Genomic DNA, 17,469 nt, shown 5'->3' on the forward strand with positions numbered 1-17,469 from the left:
ATGAGCTTCTCAAAGCAGGCAGGAGAATTCCTGCACCATCTGCCGCTCGCGCACTTCCGGCCGGTGCTTCTTGACAGCATCAAGGGCTACAGCCGCCACATGCTTACCCGCGACATCTCTGCCGGCCTCACCGTCGGCATGGTGGCGCTCCCGCTTGCCATGGCCTTCGGCATCGCTTCGGGCGTTCCGCCGGAAGCAGGCCTCTACACGGCCATCATCGCGGGCTTTCTGATCTCGCTTCTCGGCGGCTGCCGCGTGCAGATCGGCGGACCGGCCGGCGCCTTCGTCGTCATCATCTACGGCATCATCGCCCAGTACGGGCTCTCGAATCTGATGCTCGCGACCATCGGCTCGGGCATCATTCTCTTCTTCATGGGGCTCTTCAAGCTCGGAGGCTTCATCAAGTTCATCCCGATTTCGATCGTGATCGGCTTTACGAACGGCATTGCGGTGATGATCGGCCTGCAGCAGGTGAAGGATTTCCTCGGCCTCTCGATTGCCAAGATGCCGGCCGACTTCTTCGAGATGATTCTCACGATCATCGCGCACATCAAGACCTTCAATCCCTGGGCCTTCGGCATTGCGCTTACGAGCTTCCTCGTGATTTTCTTCTGGCCGAAGGGCTATTCGATGAACGGTCCGCAGTGGAAGCGCTGGATCGCGCATCTGCCGGGCACCGTGGTCGTGCTCATTCTCTCGACCGTTTTCGTGAGTCTCTTCAACATCCCCGTTGAGACGATCGGCAGCAAGTTCGGCGGCATCCCGCAGGGGCTCCCTGAATTCCGCCTCCCGGAATTCGACTGGCAGAGCGCCAAGCAGCTTTACGGCGCCATGCTGACCCTCGCCGTGCTCGGCTCCATTGAAAGCCTCCTCTGCGCCCGCGTTGCCGACACGATGACCGACGACCGCCACGACCCCAATCAGGAACTGATGGGTCAGGGCGTCGCCAACATGGTCGTGCCCTTCTTCGGCGGCATTCCCGCCACCGGCACCATCGCGCGTACGGTGACGAACATCAAGTCGGGCGCCTTCTCGCCCGTGGCCGGCATGGTCCACGCCGTGACGCTTCTCGTCGTCATTCTCGTCGCCGCTCCGCTCGCCGCGAGCATTCCGCTTTCCGCACTTGCCGCGATCCTCGTCTTCGTTGCCTGGAACATGGGCAACTGGAAGGAATTCGTGCGCCTGAAGCGCATGTCGCTTTCCTATAAGGCCACGCTTCTTCTCACCTTCTTCCTCACAGTGATCTTCGACCTTACCGTGGCGGTCGAATTCGGCCTCGTCGTCGCCTGCATCTTCTTCCTCATCCGCATGAACAACATCACGGTTGTGGAACCCGCGACGCTGCCCTTCCACATGCCCGAGACAGTCGAAGCCTGGCACATCCGTGGCGCGCTCTTCTTCGGCTCCATCTCGAAGCTCGAGCACGTCACCGATCCGCACCGACTCATGGCCGCGGATTCCGCGAAGATCGTCATTCTCGACTTCACGGATCTCGTCAACATCGACAATTCCGCGATGGACCAGATCGAGGTCTTCGTGAGAGCGCTCCACCGCCATCATCACGAGCTCATCATCGCGGGCGCTTCCGGCCATCCGCTGCGTCAGCTTGAACGCACGGGCATTGCGCAGGCGCTCGGCCCCAATCTCGTCCCCGACATGGAATTCGCCATGGCGCGCGCCGATATTGTCCTTGCGGAACTCGCTGAGGAAGAAAAGAAGGAAAAGGCAGAACTTCAGGCCTGATTGAAAGACTGAAGATTGAGCGCCTTAAGGCCGCCCGAGATCCTCTCCGGGCGGCTTTTTCGTATTTAGAAGAGCGTTCCCTGGGTGCCGGGGAGCTCAATGCCCTCAAAAAACTCCTTCCATTCGGCTTCGAGCTCTTCGGGCGTCTTTCCCTTATCAGTCGAGGGCGCCTCCTCATAGACCATGAAGGAACGATCGTCATTGCGGAGATAAATAGCACTGTAGGACTCCGCCTGCTGGATCTGAATGAGAAAGACCTTTGCAAGCTCAAGCGATGCGAGAAGCCACACGGTGAGCTGCTGCTGATCCGCCTCGTCGCCCATCAGGTCTGTGAGACGAACATAGTCCTTCCCCTGAAGCATCCTCAGAATCCCCGTCATGTGCTCTCTCACCGAGAGCTCCTCCCGCGTCACGTGGTGGTTCGCGTAGAGCGCGGCATTGGCTTCCACCGCTTCCCAGGCAAGCGAAAGCTCTGCGGGCGTAATAACGGGAAGATCCTTCACAGGAACATCAAAAAAGCCCCCCGCCGGAACAAGAAAATCCCTGTCCAGGCGCGGAAGTTCATCGAGAAGCCTTGCCGCCTCCCGCATGCGTTCGTATTCGAGGAGTCTCCGCATGAGCTCGGCTCTCGGATCCTCGGCTTCCTCGCCCTCAGTGGCGTCGGGACGTTTGGGAAGAAGCATCCGGCTCTTGATCGCCATGAGAGTCGCCGACATCACGAGATAAGCAGATGCGAGTTCCAGATTCGTGCGGCGGATAAGTTCCACATACGCCATGTACTGTTCCGTGAGCTTTGTCATCGGAATGTCCATGACGTCGAACTTCTGGCTGCGGATGAGCCAGAGAAGAAGGTCAAGAGGGCCTTCGAAGCGGTCAAGAATGACTTCCAGCGCGTCGGGAGGAATGTAGAGTCCCTCCGGAAGCTCCGTCATCGGTTCGCCGTAGAGGCGCGCAACGACCCGCGCGCCCGGGCGGGACTCTTCTCCCGCAGGCGCCTTTTGATTCGGATCCGGATTCGATGAAGGAGCTTCTGTCATGACCCGGGAATGATAAAGCCTCCGTCCGGATGCGCTCTTCGCGCATTCGGAAACGGAGGCTTTACCTGGCTCTGAAAAGGAGCAATCAACCCTTCAGCTGGAACTGAATCGGGAAGCGCAGGCGCACGGTTCCCTTCGGACGGCTCCAGAGCGATTCAGCATCCGACACGGCGCGCATGGCGGCCTTGTCGAGGAGCGGATGCCCGGCGGATTTATAAATCGTGAGCTCAGTCAACTTGCCGCTCGGATTGACGATGAACTGCACGACGGCCGTACCCTCGATGCGGAACATTCTGGCCTTGCGCGGATAGTGGAGCGATTCCTCCACCGCACGCTTCACTTCAGTGAGGAACGGATCGTCAATTTCACCGTAAACCAAAGTGGAGATGCCGTTTTCCGCATGGGCGGTCTGAGCGCCGGCCGGCTGCGCAGCGGGCCCCGGAGCAATTGCCGCCGGCGCGGCTGCTGCCTGAGGCGCGTCTGACTTCTTAGCCGTCTCGACGGGCTTCGACTGTTCAGTCTTCTGCTTCTCGGTCTTCGGCTTTTCAACCCGCTTTTCAGGCCTGGGCTTCGGCTTCTCGACCGGCTTCACCACTTCCTTCTTGACAGGCTTCGGCTTCGGCGGTTCGGGCTTGGGCTCCGGCTTGGGTTCGGGTTTGGGCGGTTCCGGCTGAGGTTCAGGTTCCGGAATCGGCTCTGGTTCGGGTTCAGGCTCGGGCTGAGGTTCCGGTTCCGGCTCGGGTTCCGGTTCAGGAATAGGCTCAGGTTCCGGCGGCGGCGCTTCGGGTTCCGGCTCCGGCTCAGGTTCAGTCTCCGGCTCCGGTTTGGGTGCGGCTTCAGGCTGCGGTTCGGGAGCAACCTCTTCCTGAGGCGCTCCGCCCCCGGAAAGCTGCGCGAACGAAAGCGACACCGACGCCACCTGCCCGGAGGGCTTGTAGGTGAGCGCCGGCGCACTCCAGAAAATCACCCAGATGAGCGGAGCGTAGACGCAGCACGCCAGAAGAAACGACTGAACGTTGCGTTCAGTGTCCTTCTTTTTCTGTTGCGATGGTGAAGTTTTCATGGTTGTTCGCCTTGAAGAGGTCAATCACCTGAATGAAGCGGTCGAATTTCGAGTCCTTGTCGATGCGAAGGAGCACGCGCTGGTCGCGCGGCATATGGGCAATCACATCGTTCAGCTCATCGAGCGACATCTTTTCGCCGTCCCAGAAGAAGTCGCCCGCAGCATCCACCTGAACCAGCTTCGGATGCTGGTCAGCCTGCTGAGGCGTCGCCGCAGACTTCGACTTCGGCAGATTGATCTGGATCTCGCCCTTGGCGATGAAGGTGGAAATCGAGAGCACCATTGCCAGCAGCACCAGCATGATGTCGATGAAAGGAACGATGTTGAGCGGTTCCTTTTTCGGGATCTCAATCATTTACTGCTCCTCTTTTGCGCTCTTCCAGCGCGACGAAAGGACATTGATCTTTCTCTGAAGACCGTTGTAAATAATGAGGGTCGGGATCGCGACCGTGAGGCCCAGAGCCGTCGCCTTCAAGGCGAGCGAAAGGCCCGTCATGATGTCGGAAGCATTGATGTTCCCGGACTGGCCCATGTCGTAGAAGGTGATCATGATGCCGATCACGGTGCCGAGAAGACCCACGTAGGGGGCATTTGAATAAATGATGTAGAGCGTCGTCAGATTGTTGGTGAGCGCTTCGTCGTACTCATCCTTAGTCGCATAGTCCGAAGGCCGGCACTTCTTCATGAACATCAGGCGTTCAATCGTGAGCCAGATGGTCACGAAGCCCATCAACCCGAGAATGATGAAGATCGCGTAGTCAACGCTTTCCTTGAGGAATTCCATTTTTAAACCTCAGACAAATGGAAATAATGCGGGGCGTGGAAGCGCTCCCGTTTCGCGGAAGCGGCCCGACCGGCTTTTGGCCAGTCGAGCCGGGGATTAAAAGATTTCATCAAACGCTTGCGCGCTTATCAGAAAGAGTAGGTGTAGGAGAGCCAGAGATTGCGGCCGTCAAGGTAGTCGCGATAGGCATTGGCGTAACCGCTGTGGCTCGTATTAGGCACCCATTCGAGCCCCACATCCGTCACGTTGTTGAGTGCGACCGCAAACGTATGGTTCTTCGCCCAAACGTAGGACGCACCAATATCGAGAACTGTGTAGTTCTTGTATTTATTAATATCGGGGCCGCCCTTGGTGTTTTGATTCTCCGAATCAAACTTCGACGTCGTCTTAATGTACGCATTGAAGTTCTGATAGTCGTAATCCAGACGTGCCGTAAGCGAGTGACGCGGCAAATCGTTCGGACGCTTGCTAGCAGGCCACTTTCCTGCTCGAGGAGTCAGATCCCCAGACATAACTTCCGCATGCGTATAGGTGTAGCCACCCGTGAAGCGGAATCCCGAAAAAGATGCCGTATTCAGGAGAACTTCTACACCTTTCGATCGCACCTTTCCTCGATTAATGTCCTGCATGTCACCAGGTGTATTTTTTCCCGCCGGATTGATCTCTTCCGTATCGAGCTGATTCTTGAAATCCGTCCAGAAAACACCAACCGTCAGGTTAAATGCACTCGGCACAGCAAGAGTTGTGGAAAGCTCATAACTCCAGCTTTCCTCGGGCTTTAAGTCAGGATTCCCGTGCAGGTTGTATGTTTTACCGCTCGATGTGTTGGTACCGTAGATCCCATCGTAAAGCTTTCGGATCTGAGGAGTCTTATAGCCATTGGAAATGCCGCCCTTAAAGCTAATGAGCTCAGCAGGCTTATAAACGACATACGCACGCGGAGAAAAATGTGCACCAAAGATATCACTCCAGTGCAGACGTCCGCCCACCGTAGCAATCCACTGCTCGTTAATAAAATATTCGCCCTCCGTAAAACCCGAAAGGATTGTCTGATCCATATCGAACTTTTCGGCGGCATCATTGTCTTCAAACGTCTCAAATTCGCCTTCGAGACCGCTTGAAAGCATGAGATTGCCGTTGGAGCCGAAATCAATTGGGCTCGTAAGCTTCGTATTGAACGTATAGCTGCGGCTAGCCTTCATAGGACTACCCGTTTTTGTCGTCCAGGGCGCTTGACCATCGTTATCACTGGTAAGCGTTTTTACCTGCTCGAGCGCGTTGTACTGGAAATAACTGTCGAGAGTTCCAATGTCGTATTTGCCTTGGTGCCCCACCACAGCGTTGTACTTATTCCACCATCTATACGTCTGAATGCTCTTCCCGCTGGTATTCATAGCGCCACCCTTGTATCGGGTATAGTCGCCATCGATGTAAACATCATTCGACGGATTCAGCGTCATATCGAGTCTTGCACCGACATTACCGGTAAAGCCTTCCGTCGGCGAATGGCCAGCATAGGGATTCCCTGAGGTCACCCCGGGCTTTTTAAGACCTGACGCATCACGACTCAGATACTTCGCGCGCAATTGGAGTGACAGTGCATCTTCCTTGATCGGCACGCCAAGATAAGCGCTCGTACCCCAACGGTTGCCGTAGCTGTCGTCATCATCGAACTGAGTGCGTTCAATCGAGATCGACCCCGTGAACTTATTCGGGTGCTTCTTCGTGATGATGTTCACGACGCCGCCCACAGCGTCCGAACCCCAGACAGTAGACGCAGGACCGCGGATCACTTCAATGCGTTCGATGGCGCCCACGGGCGGCATAAAGATTCGCCCCGGATCAAAACCGTTGTTGATCATGCTGCCGGAAGTGTTCTGCTTGCGGCCGTCAACGAGAATCAGCGTATAGGAGGAGCCGAAGCCACGGATAGAAATGTCGGCTGCGCCCATCTTATTGGTGGAGATATCCACGCCCGGGACGTCGCCGATAGCGGAACCGAGGTCCGTCACCGGCTTCGTTGCCAGTTCCTTTTCCGTAATCACTGAGACGCTGGCGGGCGCCTCACGCGTGTCCTGCGCATAGCCGGCAGCGGAAACAACAGAGGTATCAAGAGTAGTGTAGTCGTCATCGGCGGCGAAGGCGGCAGACACAGCCATCGCAAGCGGCAGCATGACGAGCGCTTTGCGGTTGTAGTTCATTCTTTTAGGTGCATGGGCAAGGTCGCGCTTGAGAAAGTTCGGTAGCGTAATGCCGTTCCGGCAGCGGACCTTATGGTTGATGTGCATTGGCGCGTCTGAAAGTCCTAGAGACCTCCGGCCGCGTCACGTTCGAATAGTACATAAATGTAAATGAGTCTTATTCTCTTGTAATAATCCATTTCAAGATTTAGTTAGATATCACACGAAATTTAAAACTCTTAAATATCAATAAGGTAAATCCCTAATCCACTTTCTGTTTACGATTGCGAATCATTATCGTTTAATTGTAATTAAATGTAATGATTTTGATTTTTATCCTTTTGATCTATGCCAAAAGGCATGTAAACATCTATCGCTCTCGTCTAGGCGGAAGGCGGATCTCATCCGCCTTCCGCATTTCCCGAATCAAACGACTGGGACGCGGGATGCCTGCCGCGAGGTATCCCGGCCTTCATCAGAAGGCGTACGTGTAGGAGAACCAAAAATTGCGGCCGTAGAGGTAGTCGCGATACAGATTGGAATATGACGTTCCTCTCTTACTCGGCACTGCGACCCAGTCGTAGAACTCTTCATCCAAGAGGTTGTTGACTGTGAAGGCAAACTTGTGATTCTTGAGGAGCGTGTAATTCAAACCCAGATCAAAGACGCGATAGTTTTTATATTTATCAAAGGCCGGAGTGCCCCTTGAAGAGACATTGGGCGTGTCGTACTTGGCCCTCATCCTCAGGAAGGCATTGAAGTCCTGGTTCGTATAGTCGACTCGAGCAGTCACAACATGCCGCGGCAGAGAGCTCAGAGGCTGACCATTACGCGATCCGGAAGCAACTCTGGAATCGGTGTAGGTGTAGCCGCTTGACAGGCTGAATCCATTGAATTTCCCCGTCTGGAGCAGGAATTCCACGCCTCTTGCGCGAACTTTGCCGATATTGATGCGTCTCTGCGCATCAAGCTTCTGATTCTCAGGATCGGTCGCTCCTGGGGGCAGATAATCGAAGTATTCGTAGTCGATCTTGTTTTTGAAGTCCGTGTGGAAGCCCGTAAGCGTCATGTCTAAGACATGCCCTAAGCGCCAATTGGCTGAGAGTTCGTAATTCCAGCTCTCTTCAGGCTTCAAGTCGGGATTGCCGAAACGCGGATAAGCAGTATCAGGCTGATTGTTGATTTCATAAGCGCCGTCCATCAGTTCCTTCAAGGCAGGAACCTTGTAGCCGCGGGAGACACCGCCCTTGATGCTGAAGGCATCCACAGGCTTATACACAAGATAGGCACGGGGCGTGATTTCACCGCCGAAAATATCGCCCCAGGTATATCGAGCGCCGATCGTGGTAGACCACTGATCATTGATGAAGTATTCGCCTTCGGCAAAGCCAGAAACCTGCGTCTGATGCAGTCGGTTCCCGGCGGTATCCGTCTTGAGATACACACTGGGAGCATCCTCGAAATTACGCCACTTACCAGGAGAATCATCTAGGAACGTGGAATACATAACCTCCACGCCCGTGGAAAGCATCATGCTTCCCCAGCCGCCGAAATCCATTGGCTTTACGAGCTTGGACCCCAATACATAAGTGGCAGACTCCAACGCAATATCGCCGGTTTTTTCCAGGTTGCTTAACTGGAAGTAGGTGTCCGTCCTGCCAAAATCGTAGTTGCCCTCATGCGCGATCGTCAGGTTTTCCTTATTGGCAAACCACAAAGACTTGACGCCCGCCGACGACGTGCTCATCGAGCCGCCCTTGAAGCGGAAAAAGTCGCCATCGATATAAAAATTGTTCGCCTCGTTCACGGTGTAGTTGAGGCGTCCGCCAATGCTTCCCGTGAAGCCTTCAGAGGGCGAATGGCCGGCATAGTTGCCATTCGGCACTCTTAAACCAGCAGCGCTCTGCTGATAGTACCGACCGCGCAGCTGCAGGGTCATCGTGTCCTGAATAAGCGGAATGGAGAGATAGGTGTTGGTCGCCCAGTTGTTGCCGTACAGGTCGTCATGTTGCTGGAGCGTTCCTTCAACGCCGACGCTGCCGGTGAATTTGCCGGGGTTCTTTTTCGTGATGATGTTCACCACGCCGCCAACGGCGTCCGAGCCGTACACGACCGAAGCCGGGCCGCGCAGGACTTCGATCCGCTCAATGGCTGCTGGGCTGGGCATGAGACTCCCCGTCGGGTCCATGCCGTTCTTGAAGAAACCGTCATCGGGATTCTGACGCTTACCGTCAATCAGGATCAGGGTGTACTTGGATTCAAAGCCGCGCAGGCGGATCGTGTGCCCGCCCATCTTGGTCTGCTCAATGTCGACGCCGGGAACGTCCTGAATCGCCTCACCGATATCGGCGACGGGGCGGGTTGAAAGATCCTTATCCGTCACCACTGAAATGCTCGCAGGAGCATCGCGCGTGTCCTGGGCATAGCCCGCGGCGGAAACGACAGAGGTGTCGAGCGTCTGATAGCCGTCATCGGCTGCAAAAACGGCGGAAACTGCCATTGCGAGCGGCAGCAGGGAGAGAGCTTTGTAGCGGTAGTGCATTTTTTAAGGGCGAATACGGGCCGCGATCCCGCCTTCGGAGGATCGAAAAATCACTCCTGGCGTCAGGCCTCAAGGTTGATCACGAGGACGCATTCATCAGCACTCTCCCTTTGCTTCTGAAGCGTTGCCCCTGCATCGTAAACGCAAATGAATCTTATTCATTCACACTTCTCCGCACAGCCATTGATACCGCCCTGATCGTTTTATTTATTTTTTCATATAAATCATTGAATAAAACCGTTATTTAGGAGCAACACACAAACGAGAATAATTACCATTTATTTGTAATTAATTGTAATTTTGTTAATTCTCGTTCACAGTATTTATGCAGAATGCGTCGAAACAGCACCTTGTCCGAGGGATTACCCGGCATCGTTTTCAGCACATTCATGCCCAGATCAACCGCCATACTTCTGACGTTTACGCTCATCGTCGGCCTCCTGTCGCTTCTCGTCGGCGCCGCGGACGTTTCGTTCATGTCTCTCCTTTCGGGAGACGCCGAAAGCCTTGAACTTCTTCTGATTTCCCGCTTGCCGAGGCTCCTTGCGATCCTCTGCACGGGGGCCGGCATGAGCATTGCCGGCCTCATCATGCAGCAGCTCTGCGCGAACAAGTTCGTTTCGCCGACCACTGGCGCCACGATTTCGTCCGCACAGTTCGGGATTCTCATTGCGCTCCTCTTCATGCCGGATTCCACGATCTGGTCGCGCGCGGCATTTGCCTTCGCCGCCGCAATCATCGGCACCTGGATCTTCGTCTGGTTCATTCTGCGGATGCCCATGAAGGATCCGGTCATGGTGCCTTTGGTCGGCATCATGTTCGGCAACGTGATCGGCGGCATCACAAGCTTTCTCGCCTTCCGCTTCGACATGACCCAGGCGCTCTCGACCTGGCTCGTCGGCCATTTTTCACTTGTGCTCCGGGGCAACTACGAGCTCGTCTACCTCGTTGTGCCGCTGATCGCCATTGCGTGGATCTATGCCAAGTGGTTCAACATTGTTGGTATGGGGCGCGATTTTTCGAAGAACCTGGGCGTCAACTACACCTTCGTTCTCTTTTCGGGGCTTTCCATCGCCGCGATGATCACGGCTTCCATCGTGACCGTCGTCGGGAGCATTTCCTACATCGGCCTCATCGTTCCCAATCTCGTCGCGATCTTCAAGGGCGACGACCTGCGCTCGACACTCGCCGATACGGCGCTCTTCGGCGCGCTCTTCGTGCTTTGCTGCGACCTGATCGGGCGCCTCATCATCCTGCCCTACGAGCTTCCGATCGAACTCATCATCGGCACGCTCGGAAGCCTCATCTTCATCGTCCTCATCTTCTACCGCCTGCGCTTCGGCCGCCGGTCGCTCAACAAGGACCTTCTCATGAAGCTCTTCGGCTTTGAAAAGAAGACGCCGGTCTGCACCTCGGTGAACGGAGGCGCCCGATGATTGCCTCGATTTCGTCGTCCTTTTCGTCGCCGCGCCTCAGAAAGCTTGCGCTCGCGATGACGGCGCTCGTTGCGCTCACGCTTATTGCCGCAGCGCTCTACCAGTTCGCCTTCGTGAACCCGAAGTTCTTCAGCTACGCGATGGAGCTTCGTGCGCCGCGCCTCATCGTGATGCTCACGGCCGGATTCTCGATTTCCGCTGCAGCGATCGTCTTTCAGACCATCATCCGCAACAACATCGTGACGCCGTGCCTGCTCGGCATGAATTCGCTCTACCTGCTCATCCACACCGCCGTCGTCTTCTTCTTCGGCTCAGGGAGTCAGTTCGCAACGAATCCGGTGATGGCGTTTGCCGTCGACATCGTCCTCATGGGCGTGATCGCGACCTTCATTTACTACTCGATCTTCAAAAAGACTGGCGGCAACGTCCTCTATGTGCTCCTTATCGGCACGGTTCTGTCGACATTTTTCTCGAGCATGCAGAATTCGCTCACGCGCATCATGGATCCCAACGAATACGATGCGCTCCTCAATACGCTCGTGGCTAGCTTCACGAACGTCAACATGGCCTGCATCATCCCCGGGATCCTCATTCTCGTTCTGATCGCCCTCTGGCTGAGAAAGGACATTGCGATCCTCGACATCATCAGTCTCGGGCGCGATCAGGCGATCAGCCTCGGCGTCGACTACGAACGCGTTCTGAGGCGCCTCATGGTGGGCGTAGCGCTCTACATCGCCGTCGCCACGGCGCTCGTCGGACCGCTCTCCTTCCTCGGCCTCATCACCGCCAATGTCGCGCGTCAGGTCTTCACCACCTACCGCCACACCTACCTCATTGCCGGCGCCGGCTTCGTCGGAATGCTCATCCTCTGCGCCGGCCAGTTCGCCGTCGAGCACATCATGGTCTACAGCGTTCCCGTGAGCGTCTTCGTCACGATCGGCGGCGGCCTCTACTTCCTCTACCTCATCCTCACGCAGAAATAACCCGCCATGCTCACCATCAGGAATCTCCGCAAGACCTACGAAGATGCGACTGTCGTCGACGACGTCTCGCTTGAACTCCCGCATGGAAAAGTTATTTCCATGATCGGCCCCAACGGCGCGGGCAAATCCACCGTGCTCGGCATGATTTCGCGCCTCGTTGCGAGAAGCTCCGGCGCCGTTGAGTTCAAGGGAAAGGACCTCGACAAATGGGAAAGCCGGGAGCTCGCGAAGCACCTCGCCATCCTCACGCAGGCCAACAACGTTCAAATGAAGCTCACGGTCCGCGAACTCGTCGCCTTCGGGCGCTTTCCTCACTCGGGCTCGAACCTGAGCCGGAAGGACTGGGAGATCGTCGACCGCTCGATCAACTACATGGAACTCGAGGACTTTGCCGAACGCTTCATCGACGAAATGTCGGGCGGTCAGCGCCAGCGCGCCTTCATCGCGATGGTTCTCGCTCAGGACACCGAATACGTGCTCCTTGATGAACCCACCAACAACCTCGACATCTACCACGCCACGCAGATGATGAAGCTCGTGCGCCGGCTTTGCGACGAGCTCGGAAAAACCGTGATTCTCGTGCTTCACGAAATCAACCTCGCCGCCTTCTATTCCGACTACATCTGCGCCTTCAAGAACGGAAAAATCGCCGCCTGGGGAACCGTGAACGAAGTGATGACGCCCGAGCAGCTCAAGCTCATCTACGGCGTCGACTTTCAGATTCACGAGATCGACGGACGTCCGCTCGCGATCTTTCACTGACACCGGTTTTTCATCCAAGCACTCCCTGAAACAGAGGAAGCCACACCACCATGTCCATGCTCTTCACCCGCCGCACCCTCGGCGTCGCCGCGCTCTCTGCGGTTTCCCTCGCGCTCCTTCCGGCCTCGCCCGCCTTCGGCACCGAAACCGTTGAAGTGAATTCCCTCAACGGCAAGAACCAGCCCGTCAAGGTGACGGTGCCGAAGGATCCGAAGCGGATCGCGATCGCCGACTACGCCGTTCTCGATACGCTCGACCACTGGGGGCTTGCCAAGGACCGCATCGTCGCGATCACTCAGACCACCGCGCTTCCCTATCTGCCCGAGTACTTCAAAAAGTCTCCGAAGATGAGAAACATCGGCACCCTGAAGGAAATCGACTTCGAGGGCCTCATGGCAGCCGAACCCGATGTCATCTTCATTTCCGGCCGCCTTCAGAAGAAATACGACGAGCTCTCCAAGATTGCCCCCGTCGTCTACATGTCGATCGACCGCACGAAGGGCACTTTTAAGAGCTTCTCGGACAATCACATGAACCTCGCGACGATCTTCGGAAAGGAAGCTGAGGCCAGGGCCGACATCGCGCACTTTGAGGGCCGCATTGAAAAAATCCGCAAGGCTTCCGAAGGGAAGACCGCCATCGTGAGCCTCGTTACGAGCAGCCACGTGAACCTTCTCGGCAGCCAGGCCCGCTGCGCCATCATCAGCAATGAATTCGGCTTTAAGAACGTCGCTCAGGACGCCAACGCCAACCACGGCAACGAAGCCTCGTTCGAACTGCTCCTCAAGCTCAACCCCGACTACTTCTTCGTTCTCGACCGCGACTCCGCCATCGCCCGCCCGGGCGCGAAGCTCGCTCAGGACGTACTGAAGAACGAAATCGTCGACCGCACGAAGGCGAAGAAGGAAGGACACATCGTTTATCTCTCTCCGGCTGCCTGGTACCTCGCCGAAGGCGGCTACACCTCCCTCGAAATCCAGTTTAAGGATGTCGAAAAAGCCCTCGACCTCGCTCAGTAACCCTTCGAAGAGAACACTCATGAACCTTACCCGCCGAAACCTTCTTGCCGCAGGCGCAATCCTTTCGCTCCCGGGCTTTGCCTCCTCCGCTTTTGCCGCGGAAACGGTAACCGTTCCCTCACAGACGGGCGACGTTGCCGTGCCGGTCGATCCCAGGCGTCTTGCAGTGCTCGACATTTCCATTCTTGAAAACCTCGCCTACCTCGGCCTCTCCGACCGCGTGGTCGGCTCCGTGACGCCCGGCACCGTGACCTGGGCCAAGGCGCCCGCGGGCGCAAAGCCCCTCGGCGGCATGAAGACCATCGACATCCCGGCCGTAAAGTCCGTGAATCCGGATCTCGTCTTCATTTCCGGCCGTGTTGCCCGCGCCATCAACGAATTCAGGAAGGCCGCACCCACCGTCTGCCTCGTTCCCAACTATCAGACGGGCGCCTGGCAGAGCTTTGAAGGGAATCTCCGCTCCCTCGGGCGCATCTTCCGGAAGGAAAAGGAAGCCGACGCCGCCATTCTTGCCGCGAAAAAGCGCGTCGACGTCATCGCGAAGAAGGCTGCCGGCGAAAAGATCGCCATTCTCATGATGGTTGGCGGCCGCATCGGCGTCCTTCCGGACAACGGCCGATGCTCGCTCCTTACGAATGCGCTCGGCTTCTCGAACGTGAAGCCCCCGCGCACGGGCGACGCTCCCAAAAAGGCTGCTCCCAAGGGCAATCCGCCCCCGAAGCCTACTGCTCAAGAAATCGCCGCCATGAACGAAAAGAGCTTTGCGGAACTCGCTTCGCTCAAGCCCTCGCGCATCTTCGTTCTCAACAAGGACCTCGCGGTCGGCGCGAAGGAACCGAAGCTCTTCGCCGACGCCGTCAGGGGAAATGCCGTCTGGCAGGGGCTTGATGCCGTCAAGGTCGGCCGCGTCACGGAACTCACAGGCCCGGCCTGGTACCTGGGCGAAGGCGGCGTTGAGAGCATGAGCCGCATGCTGGGCGACGTTGAAAAGGCGCTCGGCATCTAAAAGCCGCACAACCTTTCTTTTTCAAATCCCATTTCCCGAGCCGCCGGCGGATGCCGACGGCTCCTTTTTTTTCGTTTTCAAGCTCGAAAAAAAAGCCTTCGCCCGACATGATGCGCATGTCGGAAGCGAAGGCTCAGATGCTCGGGCATCAGGCCGGAGCCTCCTCATTGAAGAAGCCCGGCTCAGCCGTCATTACGGACGGTACATGAAGGCTTCAACAGCCTTCTCGAGGTCCGCCGGACGTTCATTGCCGGCAAGGCCGTTGTCGTAGGCATAAGCCGCGACAGCAGCGCCGATCTTGACCGAGACCGGACGGATGTCGTCGAGCGACGGATAGAGCGAACCCTGCTCAAGGTCGGCATCCGTGACGAGCTCAGCCAGCTTCTTCGCAGCGACGAGGAACATGCCGTCAGGCATCCACTTCGAGCGGCTGAAGACGGCGCCGAGGCCGAGGGCCGGGAAGACGTAGCTGTTGTTGCCCTGACGCGGAACAAAGGTCTTGCCTTCGTATTCGACCGGCGCGAAGGGCGAGCCTGAAGCGTAGAGGGCCTTGCCCTTCGTGACGCGATAGGCTTCCTCGGCCGTGCATTCGGCGCGCGAGGTCGGGTTCGAAAGCGCGAAGATGATCGGGCGTTCGTTGAGCCTGGCCATCTCTTCGAGCACTTCGGTCGTGAAGGTGCGCGGCTGAGCGGCGACGCCGATGATGCCGGTCGGCTTGATCATCTTGATCGCTTCAACGAAGTCCGTGCACTTCGCGTAGTCGTGCGCAAAGGGCTTCTTGTGAGCAGCAAGCTCATCCATGCGGGACTTCGTGACGAGGCCCTTCGAGTCAAAGAGCGCGCAGTGCTTCAGAGCTTCCTCGCGGGTCATGCCTTCGGAGACGAGCGCGTCGGCGATGAGGTTCGCAATGCCGCAGGCCGCTTCGCCGGCACCGAAGAAGAGGAACATCTGATCGGTGAGCTTCTCCTTCTTGATGCGCATGGCGCTGTAGAGGCCCGAAACCACGACGGAGGCAGTGCCCTGAATGTCGTCGTTGAAGCAGAGGATCTTTTCCTGGTAGTCCGCAAGGAGCTTGAAGGCGTTCTGGTTGCCGAAGTCCTCGAACTGGATGAGGACATTGGGCCAGCGGCGGCGGGCTTCGGTGATGAATTCATCGACGAGCGCGCGGTATTCCGGACCGCGGCTGCGGGGCTTGCGAAGGCCGAGGTAGAGCGGATCGTTCAGGTATTCCTCGCGGTTCGTGCCGACGTCGAGCACGACCGGGAGGGTCTTGGCGGGATCAATGCCGGCGCAGGCGGTGTAGAGCGCGAGCTTGCCGATAGGAATGCCCATGCCGTTGATGCCCTGGTCGCCGATGCCGAGAATGCGTTCGCCGTCGGTGACGACGATCACGTCGACTTCCTTGTTGGGGGCGCGTTCAATCACGTCGCGGACGTGGCCGGCATGCTGGTAGGAAATGAAGAGGCCGCGCGGATAGCGGAATATGTGGCTGAAGCGCTGGCAGTATTCGCCCACGGTCGGCGTGTACACAACCGGCATGTATTCGGCCGTGTAGCGCGTGAGGAGACGGAAGTAGAGATCTTCATCCGTCGCGTGGAGGCTGTCGAGCACGAGCGCCTTGTCGATCGGCTTCTCAAAGCGGTCAAGGATTTCATGCATGCGCTCGACCTGCTGGTCATTGGTCGAGACGGCCGTCGGAAGCAGGCCGCTCAGTCCGAGCTCCTCGCGTTCCTTTTCCGTAAAAGCAACACCCTTGTTGGTAAGCGGGCAATGGAAAACAGCCGCGCCGGTGTGCTTGCAGCACTGGGTCATGGGGACACCTCCATTTGTCGTCCGGTCAATCGGACGGACTCAAGTCGTGGTCAATTGCCGGCTTAAATCAGCTCAAGCCGGCATCTTTTCATTCGTCCCGGCGCGGAAGGCTCTTTTGAAGAAAAGCCTCTCCGCCGCCGGAGAGGGAGTAGATGCAACCATACCCCTTTAAGGGATGCGGTGCATTTCTGCTGATTGAAATTTACCCTTATCGAAAAGGATATTCACGAATTATTTTTCTATCAACGCCCTAGAGAAAACCCCTGATTCAAGGCAGGGTTCCTCCCTATCTTTACTTCTTTTGGCCTAAGTCTTTCAGCCGCTGGCCGGCTTCCTTAGCCACTTCCGTTTTCGGATAGGTGCGGATGATCTTGTTTAATGTATTACGTGCCGCCGTGATGCTGCCGCTTGCCGCCTGGGAGCTTGCGACGAGCATCATGGCATCGGGCGCGCGGGAGCTCTTCGGATATTCGCGAAGGAGCTGATTCTGGGTCGAAATGGCGGTTTTATAGTGCTCAGCCGCAAAAGCGCTCGTGCCCCACCAGAAAATGGCGTCGGGACGATAGGGCGACTTATCCCAGCGGGTTGAGAACTCCTTGAAGGCCTTTTCGGCATCGAGGAACTTCCCCTCCTGGAGGAGCTGAACCGCTGCCTCATAGGCGTTCTTTTCGTCGGCCTGCACCTGAACGCTCTGTCCGTCAATCACCACCATCTGGGGCTCAAAGACGCCGAGACGCTTGTCCACGGATTCATAGAGCGTGCGGGAATTTCTCTTTTCCACGGCGAGCTGATTGGTGAGCTCTTCAACGCGGCCCGTGAGCTGGCGGTTCTGCTCCCTGAGAGAGGTAATTTCGTTGGCAAGCTGAAGCTGCCCCGATCGCACGGAGTCGATGTCGGACTGCATCTGCTTCACGGTTTCGCGAAGCTCGAGAATGGCCCGGCGGGCATCGTCGTCCGCAAAGGCGAAGGCCGAACCCGCGAGCGTGAGCGTGAGGAGCGCAGCTGCCGTACGACGGGCAAGGGGAGTGAGCGAAAGAATCATGTTGGTCGGTCAAAAATAAAAATGCCGGCGTCCGCTCCCCGCAGAAGCGAGGGAGAGCCG

General features: G+C 57.0%; 14 protein-coding genes. 6 read left to right on the forward strand and 8 right to left on the reverse strand.

Features of this window, described 5'->3' with window-relative positions; genetic code table 11:
* Positions 1–1,743, forward strand: coding sequence for a SulP family inorganic anion transporter (locus Q0106_RS03630; RefSeq protein ID WP_297608928.1), 1,743 nt, complete (start codon positions 1–3; stop codon positions 1,741–1,743).
* A gap of 65 nt (positions 1,744–1,808) precedes the next feature.
* Here Q0106_RS03630 and Q0106_RS03635 read toward each other — a convergent pair whose 3' ends face one another.
* From Q0106_RS03635 to Q0106_RS03660, 6 genes are all read right to left on the reverse strand, one after another.
* Complete coding sequence (locus tag Q0106_RS03635) at positions 1,809–2,780, reverse strand: ScpA family protein (RefSeq protein ID WP_297608931.1); 972 nt, start codon at positions 2,778–2,780, stop codon at positions 1,809–1,811.
* An 85-nt stretch (positions 2,781–2,865) separates the two neighbouring features.
* Positions 2,866–3,843 (reverse strand): energy transducer TonB, encoded by a 978-nt coding sequence (locus tag Q0106_RS03640; RefSeq protein WP_297608934.1) that lies wholly within the window; start codon positions 3,841–3,843, stop codon positions 2,866–2,868.
* Entirely contained in the window at positions 3,803–4,198 is a 396-nt protein-coding gene (gene exbD / locus Q0106_RS03645; RefSeq protein ID WP_152158014.1) for a TonB system transport protein ExbD, read from the reverse strand. The genes Q0106_RS03640 and exbD overlap by 41 nt, the downstream gene beginning before the upstream one ends.
* On the reverse strand, positions 4,199–4,627 hold the full coding sequence (exbB, locus tag Q0106_RS03650) for a TonB-system energizer ExbB (protein WP_297608938.1): 429 nt from the start codon (positions 4,625–4,627) through the stop codon (positions 4,199–4,201).
* A 128-nt stretch (positions 4,628–4,755) separates the two neighbouring features.
* Positions 4,756–6,915, reverse strand: coding sequence for a TonB-dependent receptor (locus tag Q0106_RS03655; RefSeq protein WP_297608941.1), 2,160 nt, complete (start codon positions 6,913–6,915; stop codon positions 4,756–4,758).
* 367 nt (positions 6,916–7,282) lie between these two features.
* Positions 7,283–9,307 (reverse strand): TonB-dependent receptor, encoded by a 2,025-nt coding sequence (locus tag Q0106_RS03660; protein ID WP_297608944.1) that lies wholly within the window; start codon positions 9,305–9,307, stop codon positions 7,283–7,285.
* A 431-nt stretch (positions 9,308–9,738) separates the two neighbouring features.
* Here Q0106_RS03660 and Q0106_RS03665 point away from each other — a divergent pair, with 431 nt between their 5' ends.
* The 5 genes from Q0106_RS03665 to Q0106_RS03685 are packed head-to-tail and all read left to right on the forward strand — an operon-like array spanning position 9,739 to position 14,555.
* The gene (locus Q0106_RS03665) at positions 9,739–10,785 is read left to right on the forward strand and encodes an iron chelate uptake ABC transporter family permease subunit (RefSeq protein ID WP_297608946.1); all 1,047 of its coding nucleotides are present in this window, start codon (positions 9,739–9,741) and stop codon (positions 10,783–10,785) included.
* The gene (locus tag Q0106_RS03670) at positions 10,782–11,768 is read left to right on the forward strand and encodes an iron chelate uptake ABC transporter family permease subunit (protein ID WP_295491225.1); all 987 of its coding nucleotides are present in this window, start codon (positions 10,782–10,784) and stop codon (positions 11,766–11,768) included. Before Q0106_RS03665 ends, Q0106_RS03670 begins: the two co-directional genes overlap by 4 nt.
* Before the next feature lie 6 nt (positions 11,769–11,774).
* Positions 11,775–12,530: an ATP-binding cassette domain-containing protein gene (locus Q0106_RS03675; protein ID WP_297608949.1), complete on the forward strand. Its 756-nt coding sequence runs from the start codon at positions 11,775–11,777 to the stop codon at positions 12,528–12,530.
* Between the two features lie 50 nt (positions 12,531–12,580).
* On the forward strand, positions 12,581–13,549 hold the full coding sequence (locus tag Q0106_RS03680) for an ABC transporter substrate-binding protein (protein WP_297608951.1): 969 nt from the start codon (positions 12,581–12,583) through the stop codon (positions 13,547–13,549).
* Positions 13,550–13,568: 19 nt separating this feature from the next.
* The gene (locus tag Q0106_RS03685; protein WP_297608954.1) at positions 13,569–14,555 is read left to right on the forward strand and encodes an ABC transporter substrate-binding protein; all 987 of its coding nucleotides are present in this window, start codon (positions 13,569–13,571) and stop codon (positions 14,553–14,555) included.
* Between the two features lie 192 nt (positions 14,556–14,747).
* Here Q0106_RS03685 and Q0106_RS03690 read toward each other — a convergent pair whose 3' ends face one another.
* Positions 14,748–16,367, reverse strand: a complete 1,620-nt coding sequence (locus Q0106_RS03690; RefSeq protein ID WP_297608957.1) for an NAD-dependent malic enzyme — start codon at positions 16,365–16,367, stop codon at positions 14,748–14,750.
* Positions 16,368–16,659: 292 nt separating this feature from the next.
* Positions 16,660–17,409, reverse strand: a complete 750-nt coding sequence (gene ybgF, locus Q0106_RS03695) for a tol-pal system protein YbgF (RefSeq protein ID WP_297608960.1) — start codon at positions 17,407–17,409, stop codon at positions 16,660–16,662.
* Positions 17,410–17,469: the final 60 nt, after the last annotated feature.

Origin of the sequence: uncultured Sutterella sp., assembly GCF_937923675.1 — a bacterium.
In the GTDB taxonomy this organism is placed as follows: Bacteria; Pseudomonadota; Gammaproteobacteria; order Burkholderiales; family Burkholderiaceae_F; genus Sutterella.

Bases quoted from the DNA above. Each gene is read 5' to 3' on its own strand.
- Q0106_RS03630 (WP_297608928.1), top strand. From the start codon at position 1: ATGAGCTTCTCAAAGCAGGCAGGAGAATTCCTGCACCATCTGCCGCTC.
- Q0106_RS03635 (WP_297608931.1), bottom strand. From the start codon at position 2,780: ATGACAGAAGCTCCTTCATCGAATCCGGATCCGAATCAAAAGGCGCCT.
- Q0106_RS03640 (WP_297608934.1), bottom strand. From the start codon at position 3,843: ATGAAAACTTCACCATCGCAACAGAAAAAGAAGGACACTGAACGCAAC.
- exbD (WP_152158014.1), bottom strand. From the start codon at position 4,198: ATGATTGAGATCCCGAAAAAGGAACCGCTCAACATCGTTCCTTTCATC.
- exbB (WP_297608938.1), bottom strand. From the start codon at position 4,627: ATGGAATTCCTCAAGGAAAGCGTTGACTACGCGATCTTCATCATTCTC.
- Q0106_RS03655 (WP_297608941.1), bottom strand. From the start codon at position 6,915: ATGCACATCAACCATAAGGTCCGCTGCCGGAACGGCATTACGCTACCG.
- Q0106_RS03660 (WP_297608944.1), bottom strand. From the start codon at position 9,307: ATGGCAGTTTCCGCCGTTTTTGCAGCCGATGACGGCTATCAGACGCTC.
- Q0106_RS03665 (WP_297608946.1), top strand. From the start codon at position 9,739: ATGCCCAGATCAACCGCCATACTTCTGACGTTTACGCTCATCGTCGGC.
- Q0106_RS03670 (WP_295491225.1), top strand. From the start codon at position 10,782: ATGATTGCCTCGATTTCGTCGTCCTTTTCGTCGCCGCGCCTCAGAAAG.
- Q0106_RS03675 (WP_297608949.1), top strand. From the start codon at position 11,775: ATGCTCACCATCAGGAATCTCCGCAAGACCTACGAAGATGCGACTGTC.
- Q0106_RS03680 (WP_297608951.1), top strand. From the start codon at position 12,581: ATGTCCATGCTCTTCACCCGCCGCACCCTCGGCGTCGCCGCGCTCTCT.
- Q0106_RS03685 (WP_297608954.1), top strand. From the start codon at position 13,569: ATGAACCTTACCCGCCGAAACCTTCTTGCCGCAGGCGCAATCCTTTCG.
- Q0106_RS03690 (WP_297608957.1), bottom strand. From the start codon at position 16,367: ATGACCCAGTGCTGCAAGCACACCGGCGCGGCTGTTTTCCATTGCCCG.
- ybgF (WP_297608960.1), bottom strand. From the start codon at position 17,409: ATGATTCTTTCGCTCACTCCCCTTGCCCGTCGTACGGCAGCTGCGCTC.